At 68.9% G+C, this 25,289-nt stretch carries 21 protein-coding genes, 2 tRNA genes and 1 riboswitch; of the genes, 9 read left to right on the top strand and 14 right to left on the bottom strand.

The window, feature by feature from the left end; genetic code table 11:
- From QM569_RS06900 to QM569_RS06885, 4 genes are all read left to right on the top strand, one after another.
- On the top strand, positions 1-2,394 hold a 2,394-nt coding region (locus QM569_RS06900), incomplete at its 5' end, for a TonB-dependent siderophore receptor (protein ID WP_414986488.1).
- A 61-nt stretch (positions 2,395-2,455) separates the two neighbouring features.
- Positions 2,456-2,713: a hypothetical protein gene (locus QM569_RS06895; protein ID WP_414986487.1), complete on the top strand. Its 258-nt coding sequence runs from the start codon at positions 2,456-2,458 to the stop codon at positions 2,711-2,713.
- 1 nt (position 2,714) lies between these two features.
- Positions 2,715-3,011 (top strand): hypothetical protein, encoded by a 297-nt coding sequence (locus tag QM569_RS06890; protein WP_414986486.1) that lies wholly within the window; start codon positions 2,715-2,717, stop codon positions 3,009-3,011.
- On the top strand, positions 3,008-4,633 hold the full coding sequence (locus tag QM569_RS06885) for a PepSY-associated TM helix domain-containing protein (protein WP_414986485.1): 1,626 nt from the start codon (positions 3,008-3,010) through the stop codon (positions 4,631-4,633). Before QM569_RS06890 ends, QM569_RS06885 begins: the two co-directional genes overlap by 4 nt.
- A gap of 55 nt (positions 4,634-4,688) precedes the next feature.
- Here the strand turns inward: QM569_RS06885 and QM569_RS06880 are convergent, their stop codons facing one another.
- Both QM569_RS06880 and QM569_RS06875 read right to left on the bottom strand, forming a co-directional pair.
- Positions 4,689-6,107 (bottom strand): FAD-binding oxidoreductase, encoded by a 1,419-nt coding sequence (locus QM569_RS06880; RefSeq protein WP_414986484.1) that lies wholly within the window; start codon positions 6,105-6,107, stop codon positions 4,689-4,691.
- Positions 6,108-6,274: 167 nt separating this feature from the next.
- Positions 6,275-6,652 carry a DUF2069 domain-containing protein gene (locus tag QM569_RS06875; RefSeq protein ID WP_414986483.1) on the bottom strand — a complete coding sequence of 126 codons (378 nt, stop codon included), beginning with the start codon at positions 6,650-6,652 and terminating at the stop codon, positions 6,275-6,277.
- 21 nt (positions 6,653-6,673) lie between these two features.
- Here QM569_RS06875 and QM569_RS06870 point away from each other — a divergent pair, with 21 nt between their 5' ends.
- Positions 6,674-7,939, top strand: coding sequence for a YihY family inner membrane protein (locus QM569_RS06870; protein ID WP_414986482.1), 1,266 nt, complete (start codon positions 6,674-6,676; stop codon positions 7,937-7,939).
- Between the two features lie 45 nt (positions 7,940-7,984).
- On the opposite strand, the gene QM569_RS06865 is transcribed toward QM569_RS06870, so the two are convergent.
- The 5 genes from QM569_RS06865 to QM569_RS06845 are packed head-to-tail and all read right to left on the bottom strand — an operon-like array spanning position 7,985 to position 13,008.
- Positions 7,985-8,320, bottom strand: a complete 336-nt coding sequence (locus QM569_RS06865) for an Mpo1-like protein (protein ID WP_414986481.1) — start codon at positions 8,318-8,320, stop codon at positions 7,985-7,987.
- A 42-nt stretch (positions 8,321-8,362) separates the two neighbouring features.
- Positions 8,363-9,928, bottom strand: coding sequence for a GDYXXLXY domain-containing protein (locus QM569_RS06860; RefSeq protein WP_414986480.1), 1,566 nt, complete (start codon positions 9,926-9,928; stop codon positions 8,363-8,365).
- A gap of 1 nt (position 9,929) precedes the next feature.
- A complete protein-coding gene (locus tag QM569_RS06855) occupies positions 9,930-10,889 on the bottom strand; it encodes a DUF2157 domain-containing protein (RefSeq protein ID WP_414986479.1) in 960 nt (319 codons plus the stop codon).
- On the bottom strand, positions 10,886-11,704 hold the full coding sequence (locus QM569_RS06850) for an alpha/beta fold hydrolase (RefSeq protein WP_414986478.1): 819 nt from the start codon (positions 11,702-11,704) through the stop codon (positions 10,886-10,888). The genes QM569_RS06855 and QM569_RS06850 overlap by 4 nt, the downstream gene beginning before the upstream one ends.
- Positions 11,705-11,706: 2 nt before the next feature.
- Positions 11,707-13,008 (bottom strand): O-acetylhomoserine aminocarboxypropyltransferase, encoded by a 1,302-nt coding sequence (locus tag QM569_RS06845; RefSeq protein ID WP_414986477.1) that lies wholly within the window; start codon positions 13,006-13,008, stop codon positions 11,707-11,709.
- 85 nt (positions 13,009-13,093) lie between these two features.
- On the opposite strand from QM569_RS06845, the gene QM569_RS06840 reads away from it, so the two are divergent.
- Together QM569_RS06840 and aroC are read left to right on the top strand one after the other, a co-directional pair.
- On the top strand, positions 13,094-13,543 hold the full coding sequence (locus tag QM569_RS06840; RefSeq protein ID WP_414986476.1) for a CBS domain-containing protein: 450 nt from the start codon (positions 13,094-13,096) through the stop codon (positions 13,541-13,543).
- Positions 13,544-13,569: 26 nt separating this feature from the next.
- Complete coding sequence (gene aroC, locus QM569_RS06835; protein ID WP_414986475.1) at positions 13,570-14,667, top strand: chorismate synthase; 1,098 nt, start codon at positions 13,570-13,572, stop codon at positions 14,665-14,667.
- A gap of 7 nt (positions 14,668-14,674) precedes the next feature.
- Here aroC and QM569_RS06830 read toward each other — a convergent pair whose 3' ends face one another.
- From QM569_RS06830 to QM569_RS06815, 4 genes are all read right to left on the bottom strand, one after another.
- Positions 14,675-15,574, bottom strand: a complete 900-nt coding sequence (locus tag QM569_RS06830) for a DMT family transporter (RefSeq protein ID WP_414986489.1) — start codon at positions 15,572-15,574, stop codon at positions 14,675-14,677.
- Between the two features lie 125 nt (positions 15,575-15,699).
- On the bottom strand, positions 15,700-16,149 hold the full coding sequence (gene nrdR, locus QM569_RS06825) for a transcriptional regulator NrdR (protein WP_414986474.1): 450 nt from the start codon (positions 16,147-16,149) through the stop codon (positions 15,700-15,702).
- Between the two features lie 14 nt (positions 16,150-16,163).
- On the bottom strand, positions 16,164-17,408 hold the full coding sequence (gene glyA, locus QM569_RS06820) for a serine hydroxymethyltransferase (RefSeq protein WP_414986473.1): 1,245 nt from the start codon (positions 17,406-17,408) through the stop codon (positions 16,164-16,166).
- A gap of 36 nt (positions 17,409-17,444) precedes the next feature.
- Positions 17,445-17,595, bottom strand: a riboswitch (ZMP/ZTP riboswitch).
- A gap of 22 nt (positions 17,596-17,617) precedes the next feature.
- On the bottom strand, positions 17,618-18,460 hold the full coding sequence (locus tag QM569_RS06815) for a transglycosylase SLT domain-containing protein (protein WP_414986472.1): 843 nt from the start codon (positions 18,458-18,460) through the stop codon (positions 17,618-17,620).
- Between the two features lie 756 nt (positions 18,461-19,216).
- Here QM569_RS06815 and QM569_RS06810 point away from each other — a divergent pair.
- Entirely contained in the window at positions 19,217-21,838 is a 2,622-nt protein-coding gene (locus QM569_RS06810) for a DUF349 domain-containing protein (RefSeq protein WP_414986471.1), read from the top strand.
- A 60-nt stretch (positions 21,839-21,898) separates the two neighbouring features.
- Here the strand turns inward: QM569_RS06810 and QM569_RS06805 are convergent.
- Positions 21,899-21,983 (bottom strand) — tRNA-Leu (locus QM569_RS06805).
- Positions 21,984-22,128: 145 nt separating this feature from the next.
- Positions 22,129-22,213: transfer RNA gene (locus QM569_RS06800), tRNA-Leu, on the bottom strand.
- Between the two features lie 19 nt (positions 22,214-22,232).
- Between QM569_RS06800 and rnr the strand changes: the two genes are divergently transcribed.
- Positions 22,233-24,524 (top strand): ribonuclease R, encoded by a 2,292-nt coding sequence (rnr, locus tag QM569_RS06795; RefSeq protein ID WP_414986470.1) that lies wholly within the window; start codon positions 22,233-22,235, stop codon positions 24,522-24,524.
- Between the two features lie 74 nt (positions 24,525-24,598).
- Here rnr and QM569_RS06790 read toward each other — a convergent pair.
- Positions 24,599-25,289, bottom strand: a 691-nt coding sequence (locus QM569_RS06790; protein WP_414986469.1) for an NAD(P)H-hydrate dehydratase, incomplete at its 5' end; no start/stop codon positions are given.

Here is a 25,289-nt window from a genome sequence, read left to right as displayed (position 1 = left end):
GTGGTGGCCAGCAGCTCCAGGCCGGAACCGGCCAGCGCGGCGGCTGCCCAGCGCGACTACGACCTGCCCGCCGGCCCGCTGGCGCCTACGCTCAACCGCATCGCGCGCGAGGCCGGGCTGCCGCTGACCGTGGACGCGCAACTCGTCGCGGGCCGCAGCAGCGCGCCGGTGCAGGGCCGCTTCGAGGCGCCCGAGGCCCTGCGCCGCGCGCTGGCCGGTTCGGGCCTGGAGCTGCTGGCCACCACGGGCGGCGGCTACACGCTGCGCACGGCGGCAGCGCCTGCCGCGCCCGCCGCTGCCACTGCCGCCCCCAGCGGCGGCGCCCCGGTGCTGGCACAGGTCACCGTCACGGCCCAGGCCGAGGGTGCGGGCGACCTGCCCACCGCCTACGCGGGCGGCCAGGTGGCCAAGGGCGCGCGCATGGGCCTGGCGGGCAACGCGGATGTGATGGACACGCCGTTCACCGTCACCAGCTACACGGCGCAGACCATCGAGGACCAGGGCGCGCGCAGCGTGGCCGACGTGCTGCGCAACGATGCCTCGGTGCGGTTTTCCACGTCGGACGGGCATCCGTTCGAGAACTTCCGCATCCGCAACTTCGGCGTCAACCAGAACGAGATGACCATCGACGGCATGTACGGCATGGCGCCCTACGGCCACACGCCGGTGGAGATGTTCGAGCGCGTCGAGCTGCTGCGCGGCCCGAGCGCGCTGTTCGTCGGCATGGCCCCGGCGGGTGCGCTGGGCGGCACGGTCAACCTGGTGCCCAAGCGCGCGGGCGAGGAGCCGCTCAACCGCGTGTCGCTGGACTACATCGGCAAGAGCCAGCTCGGCGCGCGCTTTGACCTGGGCCGCCGCTTCGGCCCGGACAACGCCGTCGGGCTGCGCCTGAACGGTTCGTTCTCCGACGGCGACACCACGCTGGACGGCCAGTCCAAGCAGCGCCAGTTCCTGTCGGGCGCGCTCGACTACCGCAGCGACGGCCTCAAGGTCTCGCTCGACGCCTACTACAGCAAGGAGAAATTCTCCGGCGGCACGCCTGCAGGCTTTTTCTTCCGCAATGCCGCGCTGGGCGTGCTTGAAGCGCCCGACGCCAGCCTGAACCAGTTCCCCGCCGCCTACGGCACGGCGGAGAACGCCGCCGCCATCGCCCGTGCCGAATACCGCTTCAACGACACCGTCACGGCCTACGGCGGCATCGGCGTGCGCCACGGCACGGTGGCGGGCCTGTACACCGGCTCGTGGGTGGTCGTTGCGGGGGCTGACGGTACGGGCGGGGTGTCCCTGGCCGGCCAGCGCATGTACGAGCACAACGTGAATGCCGAGGCGGGACTGCGCTTCAACTTCCGCACCGGCGGCGTCGGCCACGAGCTGACGCTGCAGGCATCGCGCCTGCAGATGGACTACGGCTACGCCGCCAACTCCAACAGCGGCATCACCAACATGTACAGCCCGGCCTACGTCGCCATGCCCGACCTGCCCGGCGCGGCATCCAAGTGGTCGGACAAGACCTTCGACAGCCTGGCGCTGGTGGACACGTTCTCGCTGCTGGACGACCGGCTGAAGCTGACGGCGGGCCTGCGCCACCAGCGCTACAAGGTCGCCCCCACCGCCGACGGCCTATCGCAGGGCGGCGAAGTGGCCTATGACAAGAGCGTGGTCACGCCCGCGCTGGGCGCGGTGTTCAAGCCCTGGGGGCCGAACGTGTCGCTCTACGCCAGCTACGTGCAGGGCCTGAGCCAGGGCGCGAGCATCAGCACCACCAGCGGCTACATCCGCAACTACGCCTTTGCGCCCTACAAGACCGAGCAGGCGGAGATCGGCGTCAAGTGGAACGCGGGCACGTTCACCCATACCCTGGCCTTCTATCAGATCACCAAGCCGGAGCTGATCAGCTTCGCATCGGGCAGCGGCTATGACGCCACCGACGGCGGCGAAAAGCGTGTGCGCGGGCTGGAATGGAACAGTTTTGGAGAGCTTGCGCGCGGCGTGCGCGTGCTCGGCGGCGTGGTCTATGCGCAAAGCATCCAGACCAAGACGGCGGGCGGCACGCTCGACGGCTACGAGGCCGTCGGATCGCCGCGCTGGCAGGCCAACCTGGGCGCGGAATGGGACGTGCCCGGCGTGCCGGGGCTGACGCTCACGGGCCGCGTGCTGGCCACCTCCAGCCAGTGGCTGACCAATGCGCACACCCTCAAGATCCCCGGCTGGGCCGTGGCCGACGTGGGCGCGCGCTACGCCACGCGCCTGTACGGCAAGAACGCCGTGCTGCGCCTGAACGTGAGCAACGTGGCCAACCGCAGCTACTACTCCGGCATCTTCCGCGAGGGCTACGCCATCGCCACCATCGGCGCGCCGCGCACGGTGTCGGCATCGCTGACGGTGGATTTCTGATCAAATCGGCCTCCAGCGCTTATACAATAAGCGCTGGCAGCTATCATTTTTGATTAACAACATGAATCTTGCCGCATTGGCGCTTACTGTCCTGGCCTGCGTGTGCCTGTATCTCGTCAGCCCCAACCAGCGCTGGCGCGCGCAGCCGCTGCCCACGGCGCCGTTCCTGGCGCTGGGTGGCGTTCTGCTGGCCGGGGGGCTCTGGCTCTGGGCCACGGCGCTGCAGCCGCTGGCGGGCTTCTTCGTGGCGCTGCACGTGGCCATGGCCTGCCTGTTCGCCTTTCCCTACATCGCGGTATTGAAGAAGAAAAGAGGCTGACATGGCGGCACGCGACATTCGCCCGGACTGGTGGGCCAAGACCAGCGCCGGAGTCCTGCTGGGCTTCGGCCTGTCGATGGCGCTGGTCGGCCTGCTCGCCTACCTCGGGCCGGGCGGCATCACCGCGCCGGACGGGCGCTTCACCACGCTGCGCTTTCTGATGCCCTTCGCCTGGATCGGTGTCTTCAGCCTGTGCTACCTGTTCCGCAGCGGGCTGGCCGCGTGGCTGTGGCTGGGCGGCGCCAACCTGATCGCCTTCGGGCTGCTCTTTGCCTGCCGCTTCTGGCTCTTTGCATGATCCCCGCACCCATCGTCAAGATCTACAAGACCGTCCACACCTGGACGGGCATCACCTGCGGCTTCGCGCTGTTCATCGCCTTCTACGCCGGGGCGCTGACCATGTTCATGGAGCCCATCGCGCGCTGGGCCTCGCCGCCCGCGCCCGGCGTGGCGCAGACGCCGCTGGACGCCACGCCCGCGCTCATCGACAAGCTGCTCGCCGCCCACCCCGAGGTGCGCGAGCACGGTTTCACCCTGCACCTGGCGTCGCGCGAGGACCTGCCCGCGCGCGTCACCTGGGAAGTGGAGCTGCCCCACGACGAAAGCGACCCCGACCACGAGCATGAGCACGAACACTGGTGGGCCGCGCTCGCGCCCGATGGCGCGCTGGTGGCGCGGCAGGAGGAGCCGTCGGAGTTGGGCATGTTCATCGACGAGATCCACATGCGCGTCGGCATCCCGGGGCGGTGGGGGGCGAGCTTCATGGGCATCGTCTCGCTGCTGTACGGCGTGGCCCTCGTCTCCGGCGTGATCGTGCTGCTGCCCTCGCTGGTCAAGGACTTCTTCGCGCTGCGGGTCGGCAAGAACCTCAAGCGCATGTGGCTCGATGCGCACAACGTCGTCGGCATCACCGGCCTGCCGTTCCACATCGTCATCGCCACCACCAGCGTGGCCTTCAGCCTGGGCGCGCTGCTGTTCGGCGCGCAGGGCGCGCTCATCTACGGCGACAAGCACCGGGCCACCATGCAGCGCTTTCAGGCGCAGTTCCGCCAGCCCCAGGCCACGGGCGAGGCCGCGCCCATGCTGGCGCCCGGGCAACTGCTGGAGCGGGTGCGGGCGCAGGCCCCCGGCTTCGAGCCCGAGGCCATGACGTATCAAAAGGCGGGCGACAAGGCCGCCGTGGTGCGCTTTACGGGCCGCGAGCCCGGCTACGTCATGGAGAACCGCTACGGCGCCGTAATCCTCAGCGCCGTCACCGGCGAGGTCGTCAACGACACGCTGCGCCCCTCGCAACAGGAGCCCTGGTGGCGCACCACCATGACGCTGGCGGGCCTGCACTTCGGCCAGTACGGCGGGGCCGTGGTGCGCTGGAGCTACTTCCTGCTCGGCCTGGCGGGCGCATGGCTGTTCTACGGCGGCAACCTGCTGTGGGTGGAAACGCGGCGCAAGGCGCAGCGCAAGGCTGGTGACGAGTTGCCCACGCAGCGGCGCGACACGTACTGGCTGGCGGCCGGCACCGTGGGCGTGTGCCTGGGCTGCGTGGCCGGGCTCTCGGCCACCATCGTGGCCGCCAAGTGGCTGCACGGGCACGTGGCGGACCTGAATGCCTGGCACCAGTACGTCTATTTCGCCGTGTTCTTCGCCGCCACCGCCTGGGCCTTCGCGCGCGGCGCGGCGCGGGCGGCGGTGGAACTGCTGTGGCTGTGCGCCGCCGCCACGCTGGCGATCCCGCTGACCACGCTGCTGGCCTGGCTGGCGCCGTCCACGGGCCTGTGGGCACACACGAGCGCGCAGGCGCTGGGGGTGGACGCGACGGCCCTCATTGGCGCGCTGTGCTTCGCGTGGATGGCGCGGGTGACGGCGCGGCGCGTGCGCAGCGGAGCGGCGGACAGCGTGTGGTCGGCGCGCGCCGTGGCTTGATGACGAAATAGGGCTCCAGCGCTTGCTGGGTAAGCGCTGGCCGCTCTTGTTGTTCTTATAGCGAAAGAACCCGCCCCGGGTTCATGATCCCCTGCGGGTCCAGCGCCTGCTTGATGGCGCGCATCATCGACAGCGCCACGGGCGACTGGTACTTTTGCAGCTTGTCGGCCTTCAGCTCGCCGATGCCATGCTCGGCCGAGAACGAGCCGCCGAACGCGGCCACGGCTTCATAGACGAGGTGGTTCACGTGGCTTTCGTGGTCGCGCAGGAAGGCCTTGGCGTCGCCCTCGGCGGGGGCCTGCACGTTGTAGTGCAGGTTGCCGTCGCCCAGGTGGCCGAAGTTGACCAGGCGCACGCCCGGAATCTCGCGCTGCAGCACCGCGTCGGTGTGCGCCACGAAGGCGGGGATGCGCGAGATCTGCACCGAGATGTCGTGCTTGATGTTCAGCCCTTCCTCGGCCTGCGCGAGCGGGATGCTTTCGCGGATGTGCCAGAGCTGGTGCGCCTGCGTGAGGTTCTCGGCCACCACGGCGTCGGTCACGCAGCCTGCCTCGAAGGCGGTCTCCAGCAGCGCCTCGAAGCGCGCGCGGGCGTGCTCCTCGGACTCGCTGTCGGAGTTTTCGAGCAAAACACACCACGGCGTGTTCTCGTCGCCCAGAAAGGGCACGCGCAGTTGTGGCATGTGCTTGCCCACCAGGCTCAGCGCGAACTGGCCCATCACCTCGAAGCCCGTCAGCCCCGCGCCCAGGTGCTTGTGCGCCAGGCCCAGCAGCGCCACGGCGTGCTCCATGGACGGCACTGCGGCCCAGGCCGTCAGGTTCGCGGCGGGCTGGGGGTAGAGCTTCATCGTCGCGGCGGTGATGATGCCCAGCGTGCCCTCGCTGCCGATGAACAGGTCGCGCAGGTCGTAGCCGGTGTTGTCCTTGCGCAGCCCTTTCAGGCCGTCCCACACCTCGCCCTGGGGCGTGACCACTTCCAGGCCCAGGCACAGGTCGCGTGCGTTGCCGTAGCGCACCACCTGCGTGCCGCCCGCGTTGGTGCCCAGGTTGCCGCCGATGGTGCAGCTGCCCTCGGCCGCGAGCGACAGGGGGAACAGCACGCCCGCGTTCTGCGCCGCGTCCTGCAGGTTCTGCAGGATGCAGCCGGCCTCCACGGTCATGGTCAGGTTGTCGGTGTCGATGCCGCGCACGGCGTTCATGCGCGTGAGGCTCAACACCACCTGCGTGCCCGATGCGTCGGGCGTGGAGCCCACGGCCAGGCCGGTGTTGCCGCCCTGCGGCACGATGGCGCTGCCCGCTGCCGCGCAGGCTTTCACCACGGCGGCCACCTCCTGTGTGCTGCCGGGCCGCACCACGGCCAGGGCCTTGCCGCGCACGCGCTTACGCCAGTCCTGCTCCCAGGCGGTCAGGTCGCCTTCGGTGATGACGTGGGCATTGCCGACGATGGCGCGCAGGGTGTCGATGAGTGTGGTCATGGTTCGGATTGCATCTACGTCAGTTGTTCAGCAGCCGATGAAACCGGCGCGGCCTGAGCGAGGGCCGCCGCGCAAGGGCCGCCCCGCCGCGCTGGCTGCGTCCCGCTGCCCGCAGGGCGCAGCCATGCGAGAGCGGGGGGAAGGCCCGAAGGGCCTCAGGGGGTGTTTCATTTCTTTGCATTGCGCTGGCGCAGGCGCACGTGCAGGGTGCAGGCGGTGAACAGCAGCAGGCACAGCGCTATCTCGCCCCAGGCCAGCCATTGCGAGGGCGGCTTGTCGCCCCAGCCGCGCACCACGCCTTCGGTGAAATACAGCCATATCACCAGGCTGACCCAGCGGTAGGTGTACATGCGGTTCTTCAGGATGCCCGCCAGCGGAATGCACAGCGGCAGGGCCTTGAGCGCCAGCCACGAGCCGCCGGGCCGCACGGGCGCCAGGGCCAGCTCCCAGGCCAGGCACAGCACGACGAGGGCGATCAGGCTGCCCGTGGCGAGCCAGCGGGTGGCGGCGACGGCGGGGTCGGGGGTAGGGTGGGGCGCGTGCATCGGGGTGGCATCATATCGGCCATGTCCTTGACCTTACAGACAGTGGTGCAGCGCGGCGAGGAGCTGCTGGGCGAGCTGTCGAACTTCCCCTGGAAGACAACTGCCCAGACCCTGCGCGAGCGCTTCCGCGAGGACCACCTGGGGCTCACGGCCAGCAGCCTCACCTTCACCACCATCCTGGCGCTGGTGCCGTTCTTCACCGTGGCGCTGGCGGTGTTCACGGCCTTCCCCATCTTCGGCAAGCTGCAAGATGCGCTGCAGGGCTGGCTGGTGAGCAGCCTCGTGCCCGACAGCATCTCGCGCCAGGTGCTGGGCTACCTGAGCCAGTTCGCGGCCAAGGCCAGCGGGCTGGGCGTGGCGGGCTTTTCCATTTTGCTGGCGACGGCGCTGGCGCTCATCCTCACCATCGACCGCACGCTCAACGGCATCTGGCGCGTGCAGCGCCTGCGGCCCCTGGGGCAGCGCGTGCTGATCTACTGGGCGGCGATCACGCTGGGGCCGCTGCTGCTGGGCGCGAGCCTGGCCTTCACGTCGTACGTGATGTCAGCCTCGGGCGGCATGGTCAAGCGGCTGCCGACGGGCCTGCAACTGTTGTTCGACTCGATCCAGTTCGTGGTGCTGGCGGGCGGCATGGCGGCCCTCTACCACTACGTGCCCAACACGCCGGTCAAGTGGCGCCATGCGTGGACGGGCGGCGTCTTCGTGGCGGTGTGCATCGAACTGGCCAAGAAGGCGCTGGCGCTGTACCTGGGCAAAGTGCCGACCTACTCGGTGGTCTATGGGGCCTTCGCCACGCTGCCGATTCTGCTCGTCTGGATCTACGTGGCCTGGGTCATCGTGCTGCTGGGCGCGGTGGTCACGGCCTACCTGCCCAGCCTGCTGGCCGGGGTGGCGCGGCGCGGCACGGTGGCGGGCTGGACTTTTCAACTGGCGGTGGAAGTGCTGCAAGAGCTGCACCGCGCCCGCCGCCACGTCATGAAGGGCCTGCGGCCCAGCCAGATCGCGCAACTTCTGCGCGTGGACGTGCTGCAACTGCAGCCCGTGCTGGAAGCGCTGACCGCGCTCGATTGGGTGGGCCAGGTCGCCGACGCGGCGCAGGGCGCATCCGACGTGCCCGAGCCGCGCTACGTGCTGCTGGCCGACCCGCACAACACCCCGCTGGAGCCCCTGGTGCAGCGCCTGCTGCTGCAACGCACGGACAGCCTGGAGCCGCTGTGGCACCGCGCCGGGCTGGCCGGGCTGCACCTGGCGGACGTGCTGCGCGGTGATGCGAATGCTACTGAATAGATAGCTGCTAGCGCTTGCTGGATAAGCGCTGGAGGCCGATTTGGCTTAAAACTTGATCTTGCCCGTCCAGATGTCCTTGTACATCACCCAGTCGCCCATGAAGCTGTACAGCGGGCGCTTGAAGCTCGCGGGCTTGTTCTTCTCGAACCCGAAGTGCCCCACCCAGGCAAAGCCATAGCCGCACAGCAGCCCGTACAGCAAATACTGCGGCTTGCCCGTGGCGATGAGCATGGCGAAGCAGGCCAACGCCAGCGTGCTGCCCACGAAGTGCAGACGGCGGCAGGTGCGGTTGCTGTGCTCGCTCAGGTAGAAGGGGTAGAACTCCGCGAAGGACTTGAACTGGCGGGGGTCGGTGCTGGCGGGGGCGGCGGTGGTGTCCATGGGGCTGTCTCCTGTCGTTGTGTGAAACAGTTTACGGCGAGATTACGGGGTAATGGGCCGAAGCTGCTTGTCCGCCATGCCCACCAGCAGGGCGGTGCCATCGGGCGTGATGCGGAACTCGCCAAACCGTGCGGCCTCCCAGCGCTCGCCATCGCCCTCGCGGAAGTACCAGGCGTCGGTCACCAGCATCCAGCGGCCATCGCGCGGGGTGAGGGGAATGCGCAGCTCGTTTTGCAACAGCGGCGTGGCATCGTCCGGCGGCACGACGCGCACCAGGGTGGCCACGCCACGTGCGTCCAGGCGGGCGATGACAGCGGGGCGCGCACCCGAGGGCGGGGCGGCGTGCAGCACCTCGGCGTCGAGATTGCGCAGGTCCAGGAACTCCAACTGCATGTAGTCGCCCTGCATGAGCGAGCGCGGATCCACCGGTGCCAGCGCCACGAACACCTTGCGGCCTTCGGCGATGGTGCGTTCCTTTTCTCGGATGGCGACGTTCACCACCGCCAGCGTCGCCACCGCCGTGAGCACCGCCAGCACCGGTGCCCAGCGCAGCGCTGGCGTGTGCGTGGCGTTCGTCTGCCGCGCGCCACCGCGCAGCGCAGTCCAGGCCAGCGCGCCCAGCGCCGCGCCCGCACCGGCCAGCAGCATCGCCTTGGTAGCCAGCGGCCATGCCAGCAGGTAGTAGAAATTGCCTGCCAGCCATGCCGCCACGCAGGCCGCCAGTGCGGCAATGCGCCAGCGCCGCGTGGTGGCGGCTACGGCCAGCACCAGCAGCGTGGTGCCCAGCAGCGGTTGCACGATGCACAACACTTCGGCCACCAGGGCCACGGGTATCACGCGCATGTCGCGCAGCGTGGGCCAGGCGTGGTGCAGCAGCCAGAAGGCTGCCAGCGCACACAGCAGCGAAACCAGGCGCAGCGGCCACAGCGTGGGCAAGGCCCGGGTGTGCGGCATGATTTCATGTACCAGATCCGTGGAGGGCAGCAGAAAGGTGGGGCCCGATGCCAGTGCCGTCAGCACCAGCGTGCCCGCGATCCAGCCCGTGCCCAGGCTTTCTCCGATGGCGGCGGCCCGGGCGCTGGCTGCCAGCTTGTGCCAGGCCAGCAGGCCCAGCCACGCGAGCGTCAGCACGAGCACGGCCACGTCCAGGCGCATCGGCTGGTACACCGCCAGCAGCGCGGCGGCGGCTCCGAGCAGTGTGCGCAGCCACGCTTGCGGCACCGCCAGGCCCAGCGCCAGCGCCACTGCCATCAGCACGGCAGATGCGGCGTGCTCGCCCAAGTCGCGCGTGCAGCCCCAGGCCAGCAGCCCGGCACCGACGAGCAGCAGGGGCATGGCGCACTGCTCGACGAAAACCGGCAGCCTTTCGGTGCGCAGCAGCGCCACCGCGCCAGCGAGTACGGCCACGCCGAACACATAGGTCCCTGCGCCTTCGACAATGAAGCTGTCCAGCGCGAAGGCGCAAACCGCCAACAGCGGAATGGCCGCCAGCCAGGCGCCCAGCGCCGTGAGCAGCACCACGGGCCAGGGGCGGCCCGCGTCGGCGCTTTGCCGGGCCTCGGGCGGCAGCAGGCCCTGGGCTATGGCTTGTTCCACGGGGTGGGTCATATCACCATCCTCCCCGGCGCGACAGGCGCAGTACGCCCTGCACAGACAACGCCACCAGGCCAGCGGCCAGCAGCCCGATGAACAGCAACTCGCCCACCAGATCGCCCGTTCCGCGCAAGAGCCCGTGGGCCAGGCCGCAGACCACCAACACATTCAGCCCCAGCGCGCAGGCGCTGAGCACGAACACGTCAAACCACGCCTGCCGCGCGGCCAGCACCGTACTCAGGGCCAGCACCGCCAGCCCCAGGACGTATTGCGGGGCGTCGGGCGTGTCGAACAGCCCCATGCCTGCCGTCATGGTCACGAAGCCCGTGCCCACGACGGCTGCGCCACGCAGCGCCCAGGTGCCCGCGCCTGTCCAGCGCCGCAGCAGGGGCGACACCAGCAGCCACAGCAGCAACATGCCGACCATCGCGGCGGCGTGGATGGCCAAGTCCTGCCGCTGCACACGCCAGGTGTGCCCTGTGTGCGCCTGCGTCCACAGCGCCAGTCCGGTGTAGGCCACCAGCAGCCAGGGCAGCCACAGCACGTCGCTGCGTGCCGCCAGGGCCAGTGGCAGGGCCAGGGCGGCCCAAAGCGCAAAAAGCTGCCAGGGGTCGGCCCCCGTCTGGTAGGTCTGACCGAAGTAGGCCAGCAGCCCGCCAATGCCCACCAGCGCCAGCAGGCCCAGCGGCGCCCGGGCGCGGCGGCTCCAGGCCGCTCCCAGGCACATGGCGAGCACGAAGCCCTGGAGCAGGGCAAAGCGCAGCATGCGGCCCATCACCTCCCAGTTGGCCGCTATCCACAGCACCATGCCCAGTCCGCCCAGCGCGGCGGCGGCCACGGCCACGGCGCGCCAGAACCCGGTGCGCAGGGCCGGGGGCTCGGCGTCAAAGCCGCCCAGCGCGATGAGCCGCTGCGTGGCGGGGCGGTCGAGCCCGTGGCGGGCGGCCAGTTGGTAAAGCTCCAGGTGCGTGGTCATTGGCTCAGAAACCCGTGCAACGCAAGCAGCGTCTCCTCGGGCGCTTCGGTCATCTGATTGTGGCCCACGGGCAGGTGGGCGACCTGCACCGTTTTACCCGCCGCGCGCGCCGCGTTGATCAGGCCCTGTGCCGCCTTGGGCGATGTCATCTGGTCCCGCGCGCCCAGCGCGAACAGCACGGGGCAGGTGATCTGCGCCATGGCGGCCTCGCCGCCCGCATAGCTGTCGCAGGCCACGAAGCCCCGGTGGAACACGTTGACCGCAGGGTTGCTGCGCAGCACCTTGCGGCCCAGCGCCATGCTGGCGCCATAGACCCAGGTACCTGGCCCCAGGGCCGAGGGCGGCGGGGCCAGCGTGCTGCGCGAGAACACGTTCACCATGTGCAGCGCTTTCTCGGGGTCGTTTTGCGATGCCTCGATGAGCGCGGGCGACACCTTCATGGGCCAGGCCGTGCCCACCAGCACCAGGTGGCTCACGCGGTCTTTCAGCCGCGCTGCCGCCTCCATGGCGATCAGCGAGCCCCAGCTGTGCCCCACCAGCGCCGCGCGCTGCACGCCCGCTGCATCGAGCAGCGCGGCGATGAAGTCCGCGCCCTGCTCGACGCTGGCGGGTGCGTCGCCGCCGCTCCTGCAGTGGCCGGGCAGGTCGATGGCGAGCACGTTCCAGCCGTGGTGGGCCATGTAGCGGCTTTGCAGCGCCCACACGCTGTGGTCGTTGAGTACGCCGTGGATGAAGACGACGGTGGGCCGGGCAGCGTCGAAGGGCTTGCCGCCGGTGTAGCAGTAGGTGGCGGCGCCGTGGACTTGGAGAAGCATGGTCAGGCTCCTGCCTTTTCCGCCGCCTTGAGCGCGCGCTGGAGGTCGTCGATCAGGTCGTCCGCGTCTTCGAGGCCGATGGACAGGCGGATCGTGCCTTGCGTGATGCCCGCGCCTGCCAGCGCCTCGTCGGTCATGCGAAAGTGCGTGGTCGAAGCGGGGTGGATGACCAGGCTGCGGCAGTCGCCCACGTTGGCGAGGTGGCTGAAGACCTTGAGCGTCTCGATGAACTTCCGGCCCTGCGCGCGGCTGCCTTTCAGGTCGAAGCTGAACACTGACCCCGCGCCGCGCGGCAGCAGCTTTTGCGCAAGCTGGTGGCTGGGGTGCGATTCGAGCAGGGGGTGGCCCACGCGCGCCACGAAGGGCTGCGCGGCCAAAAATTCCACCACCTTCTGCGTGTTGCGCATGTGCCGCTCCATGCGCAGCGGCAGCGTCTCGATGCCTTGCAGGATGAGCCACGCGGTGTGCGGGCTCATGCACGCGCCGAAGTCGCGCAGCCCTTCGCGGCGCGCGCGCAGCAGGAAGGCGCCCACGGAGCTTTCCTCGGTGAACACCATGCTGTGAAAGCCGTCGTAGGGCTGCGTCAGCTCGGCGAACTTGCCCGATGCCTCCCAGTCGAAGCTGCCGCCGTCCACCACCACGCCGCCGATCACCGTGCCGTGGCCCGACAGGAACTTGGTGGCCGAGTGATAGACCAGGTCGGCCCCCAGTTCCAGCGGCTTCATCAGCCACGGCGAGGTGAGGGTGGAGTCCACCAGCAGCGGCACGCCTGCCTCGTGCGCTATGGCGGCAACGGTGGGAATGTCCAGCACGTCCAGGCCCGGGTTGCCTACCGTCTCGCCAAACAGCAGCTTGGTATTGGACCGTATCGCCGCGCGCCAGCCGTCGATGTCGCCGGGCTTGACGAAGGTGGTTGCGATGCCGAAGCGCGAGAGCGTGTAGTGCAGCAGGTTCTGCGAGCCGCCATACAGCGCCGTGCTGGCGACGATGTGGCTGCCCGCGCCCATCAGCGTGGCGATGGACAGGTGCAGCGCCGCCTGGCCGCTGGCGGTGGCGATGGCGCCCACGCCGCCCTCCAGCGCCGCCACGCGCTGCTCCAGCACGGCGGTGGTGGGGTTGCTGATGCGGCTATAGACGTGGCCGCCGCGCTCCAGGTTGAACAGCGAGGCCGCGTGGTCGCTGGACTCGAACACGAACGAGGTCGTCAGGTGGATCGGCGTGGCGCGCGCGCCGGTGGCGGGGTCAGGGGCCGCGCCCGCGTGCAGGGCCAGCGTGTCGAAGCCGGGGTCGGAATAGCCGGGCATGGCGGTGTCTCCAGGGTTCTCGGTACAGCCGAAGATTGTGGGCTATATTCATTTTCATTCGACAAGGCCCCAGGAGACCCCACCCATGAAAGTCAGCGACATCCTTCGCGTCAAAGGCAACACCCTCTATACCGTCACGCCGGACGAGCCGCTGGCGCAGGCCGTGGGTGTGATGTCCGAGCACGACATCGGCTCGCTGGTGGTCATGGAGCGCGGCGAACTGGTGGGCATGCTCACCTTCCGCGAGGTGATCCAGGCACTGATGAAGAACGGCGGCAGCGTGGGCACGCTGAACGTGCGCTCCGCCATGGACGCCGCGCCGCTGACCTGCACGCTGGAGACCGACATGGACGAGGTGCGCCGCATGATGCTCGACCGCCACGCGCGCTACATGCCGGTGATGGACCGCCGCATGCTCATGGGCGTGATCAGCTTCTATGACGTGGCCAAGGCCGTGGTGGACAGCCAGAACTTCGAGAACAAGATGCTCAAGGCCTACATCCGCGACTGGCCGGAGGAAGCCTCCGGAGGCTGAAAAACGGCCTGCGATAATCGCCGCCCATGAGCGGCAACACCCTAGGCACCCTTTTCTGCGTCACCAACTTCGGTGAATCCCACGGCCCGGCCATCGGCTGCGTGATCGACGGCTGCCCGCCCGGCATGGCCTTGGCCGAGGCCGACATCCAGGCCGACCTGGACCGCCGCCGCCCCGGCACCAGCCGCCACGTCACCCAGCGCAACGAGCCAGATGCGGTGGAAATTCTCTCGGGCGTCTATGAGGGCAAGACCACCGGCACGCCCATTGCCCTGCTGATCCGCAACCAGGACCAGCGCAGCAAGGACTACAGCAACATCGCGCAGAGCTTCCGCCCCGGCCATGCCGACTACACCTACTGGCACAAGTACGGCGTGCGCGACCCGCGCGGCGGCGGGCGCTCGTCGGCGCGGCTGACCGCGCCCACGGTGGCGGCGGGCGCCGTCGCCAGGAAGTGGCTGCGCGAGAAATACGGCACCGAGCTGCGCGCCTGCATGACGCAGATCGGCGAGCTGCCCATCCCGTTCGAGAGCTGGGAGCACGTGCCGAACAACCCCTTCTTCGCCCCCGTGGCTGACGTGCAGGCGTTCGAGGACTACATGGACGCCCTGCGCAAGTCCGGCGACTCCTGCGGCGCGCGCATCCGCGTGCAGGCCACGGGCGTACACGTGGGCCTGGGCGAGCCGCTGTACGACAAGCTCGACGCCGACATCGCCCACGTGATGATGGGCCTGAACGCCGTCAAGGCCGTGGAGATCGGTGCGGGTTTCGACAGCGTGGCGCAGCGCGGCACCACGCACGGCGATTCGCTCACGCCCCGGGGCTTTGCCAGCAACAACGCGGGCGGCATCCTGGGCGGCATCAGCTCGGGGCAGGACATCGAGGTGAGCATCGCCATCAAGCCCACCAGTTCCATCATCAGCCCGCGCGAGTCCATCGACATCCACGGCAACAGCACCGAGGTCATCACCAAGGGCCGCCACGACCCTTGCGTGGGCATCCGTGCCGCGCCCATTGCCGAGGCGCTGCTGGCGCTGGTGCTCATGGACCACGCCCTGCGCCACCGCGCGCAGTGCGGCGACGTGGTGCAGGCGGTGCCGCCCATCCAGGCGTCGTTTCTTTAAGATCGTTCTAAGGCCGCGGGCGCAGCACCGCCAACCAGCGCAGCGGGTTGAAGCCCGTGACCAGCGCCGTGGCCACCAGCACCAGCGCGCCGCCCCACAGCATGCCGGGGCCCAGCGACTCGCCCAGGAACACGTGGCCCCAGGCCACGCCGAACAGCGGGATCATGAAGGCCGAGCTCATGGCCGCCACCGGCGACACCTGGGCGAGCACCCGCAGGTTGAGCCAGTAGGCCAGCCCCGAGGTCACCACGCCCATGACCGCCACAGCGGCCAGCGCCAGCGGCGTGAACCGGGCTTGGGGAAAGCTCCACGCCGCGCCGGGCAGCAGCAGCACCAGCGCGGCGGCATGGATGCCCGCAGCGATGGACAGCGGCGACATGCGCGTGGTGGCGCGCTTCATCCAGGTGGTGGAGACGCCGTAGCAGGCCGAGGCCGTGACGCAGGCCAGCGCCGCCGTCAGCAGCGCGGGCGTGGGCTCCACGGGGCCCAGTTGCACGATCAGCGCCACACCCGCGAAGCCGCAAAGGCAGCCCAGCCACTTGCGCAGGCTCAGTGTGTCTTCCTTCATCCACGCGGCGGCCAGCACACCAAAGGGTACTGCCATGGTGTTGAGCAGCGAGCTGTAGCCCGCAGGCAGATGCAGCGCGGCCCAGGCATAGAGCAAAAAGGGCAGGGCGACGGTCAGCGTGCCCAGCCCGAACAGCTCGCGCCAGTGCCGCCAGGGCCAGGGTTCGCCCGCCACGTGCATGATGGCGGCCAGCGTGAGCGTGGCCAGGCCGATGCGCAGCGCGGCCATCACGTTGGGCCCTAGCACGGGGCTGGCGACGCGGATGAAAAGGAAGGAAGCGCCCCACAGGGCGGACAGCAGCACGAGCTGCAGGAAATGGCGGGCTTTCACTGCACGTATTGTCGGCCAACGGCGCCGTGTACGCTGGCGGCGGGGCGGTCAATTGCTATAAAATATATAGCTACTTGTGCTTATGTATCAAGCGCTAGAGGCCAAAAAGGCTTGAAGCCTGAGAAGAGCGACCGCTACTTGCGCACCTCATCGACCATGGCGCGAAAGTCGTCGATGTCCTCGAAGCTGCGATAGACGCTGGCGAAGCGGATGTAGGCCACTTTGTCGAGCTTTTTCAACTCGCGCATCACCAGCTCGCCGATGCGGCTGGAGTTCACCTCGCGCTGGCCCAGGTTGAGCAGCTTTTCCTCGATGCGCTCGATGGCGCTGTCGATCTGCGTGGTGCTCACGGGCCGCTTGCGCAGCGCCAGGTTGAACGAGCCGAGCAGCTTGTTGCGGTCGTAGTCGATGCGCCGCCCGTCCTTCTTCACGATGGCCGGGAAGCTCACTTCCGGCCGCTCGTAGGTGGTGAAGCGCTTGTCGCACGCGCCGCACTGGCGGCGGCGGCGGATGAAGTCCCCGTCCTCGGACACGCGGGTCTCGACGACCTGCGTCTCGGGGTGGCTGCAGAACGGGCACTTCATGGCGCACTACAAAGTCAGCGATAGACCGGGAAGCGGCTGGTCAGCGCGTGGACCTTCTCGCGCACGGCGGCGATGTTGGCCTCGTCGCGCGGGTTGTCCAGCACGTCGGCGATCAGGTGGGCCGTGGCGCGTGCCTCTTCTTCCTTGAAGCCGCGCGTGGTCATGGCGGGGGTGCCGATGCGCACGCCGCTCGTCACCATGGGCTTCTCGGGGTCGTTGGGGATCGCGTTCTTGTTGATGGTCATGTGGGCCTGGCCCAGCACGGCCTCGGCTTCCTTGCCGGTAATGCCCTTGGCGCGCAGGTCCACCAGCATCACGTGGCTTTGCGTGCCGCCGGAGACGATGCGCAGGCCGCGCTGCGTCAGCGTCTCGGCCACCACCTTGGCGTTCTTGACCACCTGTTCCTGGTAGGCCTTGAACTCGGGCTGCAGCGCTTCCTTGAAGGCCACGGCCTTGGCCGCGATCACGTGCATCAGCGGGCCGCCCTGCAGGCCGGGGAAGATGGCGCTGTTGATGGCCTTCTCGTGCTCGGCCTTCATCAGGATGATGCCGCCGCGCGGGCCGCGCAGGCTCTTGTGCGTGGTGGACGTGACCACGTCGGCGTGCGGCACGGGGTTGGGATAGACGCCTGCGGCGATCAGGCCCGCATAGTGGGCCATGTCCACCATGAAGATCGCGCCGATTTCCTTGGCAACCCTGGCGAAGCGGGCAAAGTCGATGTGCAGGCTGTAGGCCGAGGCACCGGCCACGATCAGCTTGGGGCGGTGCTCGCGCGCCTTGGCTTCCATGGCGTCGTAGTCGATCTCTTCCTTGGCATTCAGGCCGTAGGAGACCACGTTGAACCACTTGCCCGACATGTTCAGCGGCATGCCGTGCGTGAGGTGGCCGCCCTCGGCCAGGCTCATGCCCATGATGGTGTCGCCGGGCTTCAGGAAGGCCAGGAACACGGCCTCGTTGGCCGATGCGCCACAGTGCGGCTGCACGTTGGCGGCGTCCGCGCCGAAGATCTGCTTGACGCGGTCGATGGCGAGCTGCTCGGCCACATCGACATGCTCGCAGCCGCCGTAGTAGCGCTTGCCGGGGTAGCCCTCGGCGTACTTGTTGGTGAGCTGCGTGCCCTGCGCCCACATCACGGCGGGGGATGCGTAGTTTTCGCTGGCGATCAGCTCGATGTGGTGCTCTTGCCGGGCGTTCTCGGCCTGGATGGCGGCATAGAGCTCGGGGTCGGTTTGCTCGACGAGGATGTTGCGGTCGTACATGGTTTGGCAGTCCAGAGTGTTGGTATCCCTTAAAGCAAGGGCTGCCCAGGCGAACGGCGGAACGCAGCGGAAAAGGCCCGTGCGGCACGCTTCCCAGTGGTTCGCAAGGGGCTTGGCCCTTGCCGGTTTCCACGTCAGCGGCGGCACCTGCAAAGTGCCGCGCCTATCGCCAGTCGCGTACCCCGCTAGTGTAGCGGGTTCGGCAGGATTCAGAGGTCGGAGAGCAGGGCCACCTTGTCCGACGCCGCAGCCGCGGGCGTGGCAGGCGGGGCGGCCACCGGGATGGCCTGGGCCGGGGCCTGGGTGGACAGCACGGGCGGCGGCGCCAGCGGCACGGCCCGACCGCCAGCCACCTGGCGCAGGCGGAAGTGCTCGGCCAGCACCTTGGCCGCGTAGCCCCCGTCGTCGGCCTGGTTGGCCGCGCCCACGTAAAAGCGCAGACCGCCTTCCAGCGAGCCTGCACGGGCGATGCATTCCTGCAGCACCTTCACGCCCACGCGCAGGTTGGACACGGGGTCGAAGGCCGCGAAATGGCCGCCGAAGCCCTGGTACTTGTCGGTGTGTACGCGGGTCATCACCTGCATCAGTCCCTGGGCGCCCACGGCGCTTTGCGCGAAGGGGTTGAAGCTGGACTCGATGGCCATGATGGCCAGGATCAGCGTCGGGTCGATCTTGGCCTGGGCGCCGATGTCGTAGGCCTCGGCCACCAGCACCGCCAGGGGCTCCGGGGCCACGCGGTACTTCTTGCTGAGCCAGAAGGCCACGGCGGCCTGCTCCTTGGGCAGGTCCTTGGGGTTGCTCGCCGTGGCGCGCTCGCTGGCGCCCGGCTCGATGGCCATGCCCAGCACTTGCGCCTGGCGGGCCTGCAGCCAGGTCATGAGCTGCTCTTCGCCCGCCTGGCGCAGGTCGGGGCGGGCCGTGAGCATGATCACGATGAACGCCACGGCCAAGCCGATCAGCGCAAAGCTGTTGTGGGTGATCTCAAGAAAACCTTCGGTCACGTCGGCCGCGAAGGTGCGTACGCCGGAGACCAATTTTCCTGACGCTGTCATAGCTCTTCCTTTCTGAGGCAGCGCGGAGCAGCGGCAGTCCGAAGGGACCGGCTGTTTTGGCGCATCGCCTGGATTGGTACGCCATCAAGCGGGCTGCACGTCCTATGGAGTGCTTGGGTGCCCTGTTTGACTTAGCCGGGGTCGGCAGCGGTTGGGGTTTTTACTAGCCCGTTTTGAGGCTGGCGGATTCTAGGAGTTCACTAAATGCCGAGTCAATACTAAAAATGTCTTCCTTGAGACAATAAAATTATGAAAAACATGTAAGGAATCACAGCTTTTTGGGGCTGCCTGCCGTTGGCACGCGCCTGGCGCTGACCGCGCGCGCCCAGGACCCATGTCAAATTCAATCGCCCGTGGTGGCGCCATTGAGAATCCGGTTTGAACTGTGGCGGCGAGTTTGGTAAGGTGCAATCGCCTGCCCCGTGCAGGCATCGCCCGACGAAGCGAAGTCTCCCGCCAAAAGCATGCAGTGCCGCTGGTGCAGCAGATGTGGCTTCCACGGCAACCCTTGGAGGCAATACCTTGCTTCCCCGCACTGAATGGACCTTCTATCTCCACAGTGCGACCCGATGGCAAAGACCGTTGTGTCAGCCGTCAAGCCCGGTGGGCAGGCCCCAAGGTCCTGTCCGCCGGGCTTTCTTGTTTGTCGGGGCTGCTGTCCATGCAGGGATAATGGAGCCTGCTCTTTCAGCAACAAGACGCACAAAAGACCTTTTCCCCCATCCGGCAGCGCCTGGGCGCGCGTGCCGCCATCCCATGTTTCCTTTTCTTTCCCGCAGCAAAATGTCCGACGCCCCTGAAGTGAACCCGGCCCCGGCCAAGACCCATGAGCCGCATCCGCTGGATGCGCTGACCGGCGGCGCCTTCTCGGCTGCCACGTCCGGCGAGCGTGCATCCCGCATCCGCGACTGGCTGGCGACGCAGCCTGCGCCAGAGCAACTGCAGGAAGTCTTCAAGGAACTGAGCGCCCGCGACAAGGGCGCCGCCCGCGCCGTGCGCGAGCGCCTGGACGAGATCCGCCGCGCCAAGGGCCAGGAGGCCATCGCCGCCGAATGGGCCGAGAAAGCCCAGGCGCTGCTGGCCGCGCCCAAGCTCAACATCGCCGACGCCCTGGCCTGGCAGCGCGACGCGGCCAAGGCTGGAGCGCCCCTGTCGCGCGAGCCGCTGTCGCAGCTCAAGGTGCAGGTGGCCGAGCGCGTGAAGACCATCGAAGACCTGCAGCACCGCGTGCAGGTGCAGCGCGAGGCCGCCGTGCTGCTCGCCCAGCGCATCGAGGTGCTGTCCACCAAGCCCTGGCGCGACGCGCAGGCGGCGCTGGACACCCTGCGCGCCGACGTGGGCCGCTGGCAGGAGCAGGCGCAGGCGCTGACGGGCGACGCGAGCTGGGCGAGCGTGGACGCGCGCTTTCCGCCGCTGCTGGAGTCCTCGCGCACCCAACTGGCGGTGGTGTGGGACGCCTTCCAGGCTGCCCTGGCCCAGACCGTGGCCGCTGCCGAGGACGCCACTGCGCCCCTGCCCCCCGTGCCCGTGTGGGCCGACGAACTGCGCGCCGCGCGCGGTCTGCCCGCTGAGGCCGCTGCAGCGGCCAAGCCCGTGCGCGCCGCCAAGCCCAAGGTGCCGCCTGAGGTGATCGAGAAGGCCGTACACACCGTGCGCGAAGCCCTCGCCACCCTGGAGAAGGAAACCGCCGAAGGCCACGGCAAGGCCAGCGCCGGTGCCGCCGCCGCGCTGCGCGCCGTGCTCAAGGTACACGGCAAGCACATCGACAACGCGCTGGAACACCAGGTGCATACCGCCCTGGTCGCCGCAGGCGAGCTGGAAGGCTGGCAGCGCTGGAGCGCCGACCAGGTGCGCGAAGACCTCGTCGCCAAGGCCGAGGCGCTGCTCAACCGCCCCGAGGGCCAGTCCCTGGGCGGCCGCAAGATGCAGGAAGCCCTGCGCGCCCTGCGCGAGCAATGGAAGCAGGCCGACCAGGGCGGCGCGCCCAACCATGCGCTGTGGAAGAAGTTCGACGAAGCCTGCAACGCCGCGCACAAGGTGGTCGAGGCCTGGCTGGACAAGATCCGTACCGAGGCGGCGGAGAACAAGGCCCAGCGCCTGGCGCTGATCGAGGAGGTCAAGGCGTGGGCACAGGAGCACGCCGCCTCGGGCGACTGGAAGGCCGTCAACCGCGCCCTGCACCAGTTCGGCGACCGTTGGCGCGAAGGCGGCCACGTGGGCGAGAAGCTCTTTGCCGAGCTGCAACCGCTGTGGAAGCAGGCCATCGCCGAAGCCGCAGCCCCGCTCGAAGCCGCGCAAAAGGACAGCCTGGCCCGCCGCCACGCCATGATCGACGAGGCCACGGCGCTGGGCGCCGCGCCCGCGCTGCGCATCGACGCCGTCAAGGCCCTGCAGCAGCGCTGGCAGGCCGAGGCGCAGACCGTGCCGCTGGACCGCAAGCACGAGCAGAAGCTGTGGGACGCGTTCCGCAAGCCCATCGACGAGGCTTTCAACCGCAAGTCCACCGACCGCGAGCGCGCCGCCACCGAACTGAGCGCGCGCGACCGCGCCGTGCTCGAAGCCTCCAAGGCACTCGATGCCGCCAGCGCCTCGGGCGACGCGCAGAAGATCCGTGAAGCCATGGCGGCACTCGAAGCCGCGCTCAAGGCGCAGGCCGAGGAATCCAAGCAAAATCAGGCTCCAGCGCAGGCGGGGCAAGCGCAAGCAGCTATCAATTCAGAAGCAGATGCCAGCGCCCCCGCAGCCAAACCCGCCCGCCCCGTCGTGGCCGTGCGCGGCGATGACCGCCCCGGCATGAAGAAGGACGCGCCCGCAGCGCCAGGCCGCAACGCCCGCCCCGGCGAGCGCCGCGATGGCCGCATGGGCGCAGAGCGCGGCAACCACCGCTTCGGCGACCGCCCGCCGCGTGAAGACCGTGGCCCGCGCCTGGGCGACGCGGCCTTCCGTGCCCAGCGCGAGGCCGTGGAGCATGCCCAACTGGCGCTGAAAAAGCTCGCGGCCCAGGCCCACGGCGAGGCGCTGACCCAACTGCTCACCGCCTGGGAAAAGCGCGATGTGGCCCAGGTGCCCGGCGTGCAGGAACTGGGTGGCCGCGTCACGGCCCCCGTGCGCAATGCCTGGGTGCAGGCGCTGTCCGCCGCGCCGCAGGGCGACGCCTCCGAGGCGCTGCTGCGCCTGGAGATCGCCGCCGAAACGCCGACGCCCGCCGAGCACATCGCCGCCCGGCGCATGCTGCAACTGCAATTGCTCACGCGCCGCAACGACCCCGCGCCCGCGCAGACCTGGGGCCAGGATGCTGCCCGCGTGCTGGCCAGTGCGAGCGATGCCGCCAATGCGCGCCGCCTGCAGAACGTGCTGAAGGTGCTGCTGCGCAAGTAAACCAAGCGCGCCCCAAAGCAAAAAAGCCGTTGCGACTGCAACGGCTTTTTTGCTGGTGTTTGGTGCCCAGGAGAGGACTCGAACCTCCACGGAGTTACCCGCTAGTACCTGAAACTAGTGCGTCTACCAATTCCGCCACCTGGGCTTTCAGATAAGCCTCGCATTATAGACCAACCGCTGGGCAACCTGGCCTGCGGCGCGAAGAAATTTGGGTGGGGGATAAAGAAAAAAGCCGCTGCGGCTGCAGCGGCTTGAATGTTGCGAAAACCGTCTTGGGTTCTCGTTAAACTTGGTGCCCAGGAGAGGACTCGAACCTCCACGGAGTTACCCGCTAGTACCTGAAACTAGTGCGTCTACCAATTCCGCCACCTGGGCATTTCAGGAAAGACCACAATTGTATATCAAAAAAAACACCCCCGACGCGCAGCCTGCGCACTTGTCGCAAGAGATCGAAGGCAGCGTGCAGGGGCACCGTGACGGGCATGGCTTCGTCATCCGCGACGATGGCGAGGGCGACATCTACATTCCCCCCAACGAAATGCGTGCCGTGCTGCACAAGGACCGCGTGCGCGTGCGCATCGTGCGCCAGGACCGGCGCGGCCGCCCCGAGGGCCGTGTGGTCGAGATCATCGAGCGCCCGCCGCAGCCCATCATCGGCCGCCTGCTGCAGGAAAGCGGCGTGTGGCTGGTCGCCCCCGAGGACAAGCGCTACGGCCAGGACGTGCTGATCCCCAAGGGCGCGACCGGCGCGGCCAAGCCGGGGCAGGTCGTGGTGGTCGAGTTGACCGAGCCGCCCGCGCTGTTCGGCCAGCCCGTGGGCCGCATCACCGAGGTGCTGGGCGAGGTGGACGACCCCGGCATGGAGATCGAGATCGCCGTGCGCAAGTACGGCGTGCCGCATGAATTCTCCGAAGCCTGCCTGGCGCAGGCCAAGGCGCTGCCCGACAAGGTGCGTGCGCAGGACAAGAAGCGCCGCGTGGACCTGACGGACGTGCCGCTCGTCACCATCGACGGCGAGGACGCGCGCGACTTCGACGACGCCGTCTATTGCGAGCCCGCGAAAGTGGGGCGCGGCAAGGGCTGGCGCCTGCTGGTGGCGATCGCCGACGTGAGCCACTACGTGGAGACGGGCAGCGCCATCGACATCGACGCCTACGACCGCGCCACCAGCGTGTACTTCCCGCGCCGCGTGATCCCCATGCTGCCCGAGAAGCTGAGCAACGGCCTGTGCTCGCTCAACCCCGAGGTGGAGCGCCTGTGCATGGTCTGCGACATGCTCGTCACCGCCAAGGGCGAGGTGCATGCCTACCAGTTCTACCCGGCGGTGATGTTCAGCCACGCGCGCTTCACCTACACCGAGGTGGCGGCGATATTGGCCAACACGCGCGGCCCCGAGGCCAGCAAGCGCAAGGACCGCGTGAAGGACCTGCTCAACCTGCACGACGTGTACCGCGCCTTGCTGGTGGCGCGCCAGCAGCGCGGCGCGGTGGACTTCGAGACCACCGAGACGCAGATCGTCTGCGACGAGAACGGCCGCATCGAGAAGATCGTGCCGCGCACCCGCAACGATGCGCACAAGCTGATTGAAGAAGCCATGCTTGCCGCCAACGTGTGCAGCGCCGACTTCATCGCCCAGGGCGGCCAGCCCGGCCTGTACCGCGTCCACGAAGGCCCCACGCCCGAGAAGCAGGAGATCCTGCGCGGCTATCTCAAGGCCATGGCCGTGGGCATGTCGATCAGCGACGACCCCAAGCCTGCGGAGTTCCAGGCCATTGCCGAGGCGACGAAAGACCGGCCCGACGCGCAGCAGATCCACACCATGCTGCTGCGCTCCATGCAGCAGGCCATCTACACGCCCATCAACAGCGGCCACTTCGGGCTGGCGTTCGACGCCTACACGCACTTCACCAGCCCCATCCGGCGCTACCCGGACCTGCTGGTACACCGCGTCATCAAGGCCATCCTGGGCAAGACCCAGTACAGGTTGCCCGCGCTGCCCACGCCGGGCGAGGCCCACGCCAAGCTGGCCAAGCGGCTGGCATCGCGCGTGGCCGCGCCCGGCATGAAGCCGCGCAAGGACGTGAAGCCGCCCAGCCGCGAGGTGCAGGCGTGGGAAGCCGCGGGCCTGCACTGCAGCGCCAACGAGCGTCGCGCCGACGAGGCCAGCCGCGACGTGGAAGCCTGGCTCAAGTGCAAGTACATGCGCGAGCACTTGGGCGAGGAGTACAGCGGCGTGGTCAGCGCCGCCACCAGCTTTGGCATCTTCGTCACGCTGGACGCGCTGTACGTCGAAGGGCTGGTTCACATCACCGAGCTGGGCGGCGAATACTTCAAGTTCGACGAGGCGCGCCAGGAGCTGCGCGGCGAGCGCACGGGCATCCGCTACGCCATTGGCGCGCGCGTGCGCGTGCAGGTGAGCCGCGTGGACCTGGACGGCCGCAAGATCGACTTCCGGCTGGTGCGCGAGGGCGAGCAGCTGACGGGGCGGGCGCTCAAGGACAAGGGCATGGCAGCCGAGGGCGGTGCCGCGCGCAAGACCGGCGGCGGGCGTGGCAAACGCGCCCAGGCGGCGGACGCGGCGCCCGGCGCCGCCGAGCGTTCGCCGATCAAGGCGCTCAAGGCATCAGTGAAGAAGGCGGCGGCCAGCGGCAAGCACGGCAAGGGGCGCAAGCCGCGCCGGGGCTGATGCTACTTTATTGATAGCTGCTTGCGCTTTCTGGATAAGCGCTAGCGGCTAATTTCATTCATATTTTTGGGGCGCTACGCAGGCGCCAGACTGCGGGCCAGCGCGCTCGCGGTCAGCGCCTGGCCTTCGGGCCAATCGTCCGCCGCCAGCCCGTGGGCATACACCGCCGCGCGGGCGGCGCGCAGGGCGCTGGCGCCTGCGGCCAGGCGCGCGCCGATCAGCCCCGCGAGCACATCGCCCGTGCCTGCGGTGGCCAGCCGCGCATTGCCCGTGGGATTGATGGCGGGCACGCGGTGGGGTGCGGCGATCACGGTGCCCGAGCCCTTGAGCACGGCCACGCAGTGGAACTGCCGGGCCAGTTGCTGCGCCGCGCCCAGCCGGTCGGCCTGCACCTGGGCGGTGGCCAGGCCCAGCAGCCGCGCGGCCTCCAGCGGGTGGGGCGTGAGCACGGTGGGCTGGCTGCGCGCAGCCACCAGCGCGCGCAGGGCGGGGGCGGCGGCGATGGCGTTGAGCGCGTCGGCGTCCAGTACCAGCCGGGCGGAGCGCGCGATGGCATCGGCCAGCACGCGGCCCACGGCCTGGCCGCCGCCGCAGCCGCAGACCACGGTGAGATGCTCCAGATCGAGCGCATCGAAGCGGCGCAGCATCAGCTCGGGCTGCTGCGTATCCAGTTGCAGGTGGCCGCCGTCCAGCAGGGCCACCAGCACCCGGCCCGCGCCGCCGTGCAGCGCCGCGGATGCCGCCAGCAGCGCCGCGCCGCCCATG

Source organism: Acidovorax sp. (assembly GCF_047607405.1).
Lineage (GTDB): Bacteria > Pseudomonadota > Gammaproteobacteria > Burkholderiales > Burkholderiaceae_C > Acidovorax.
Note: the sequence above shows the minus strand (reverse complement) of the source record. Positions and strands in the feature narration are given on the sequence as shown.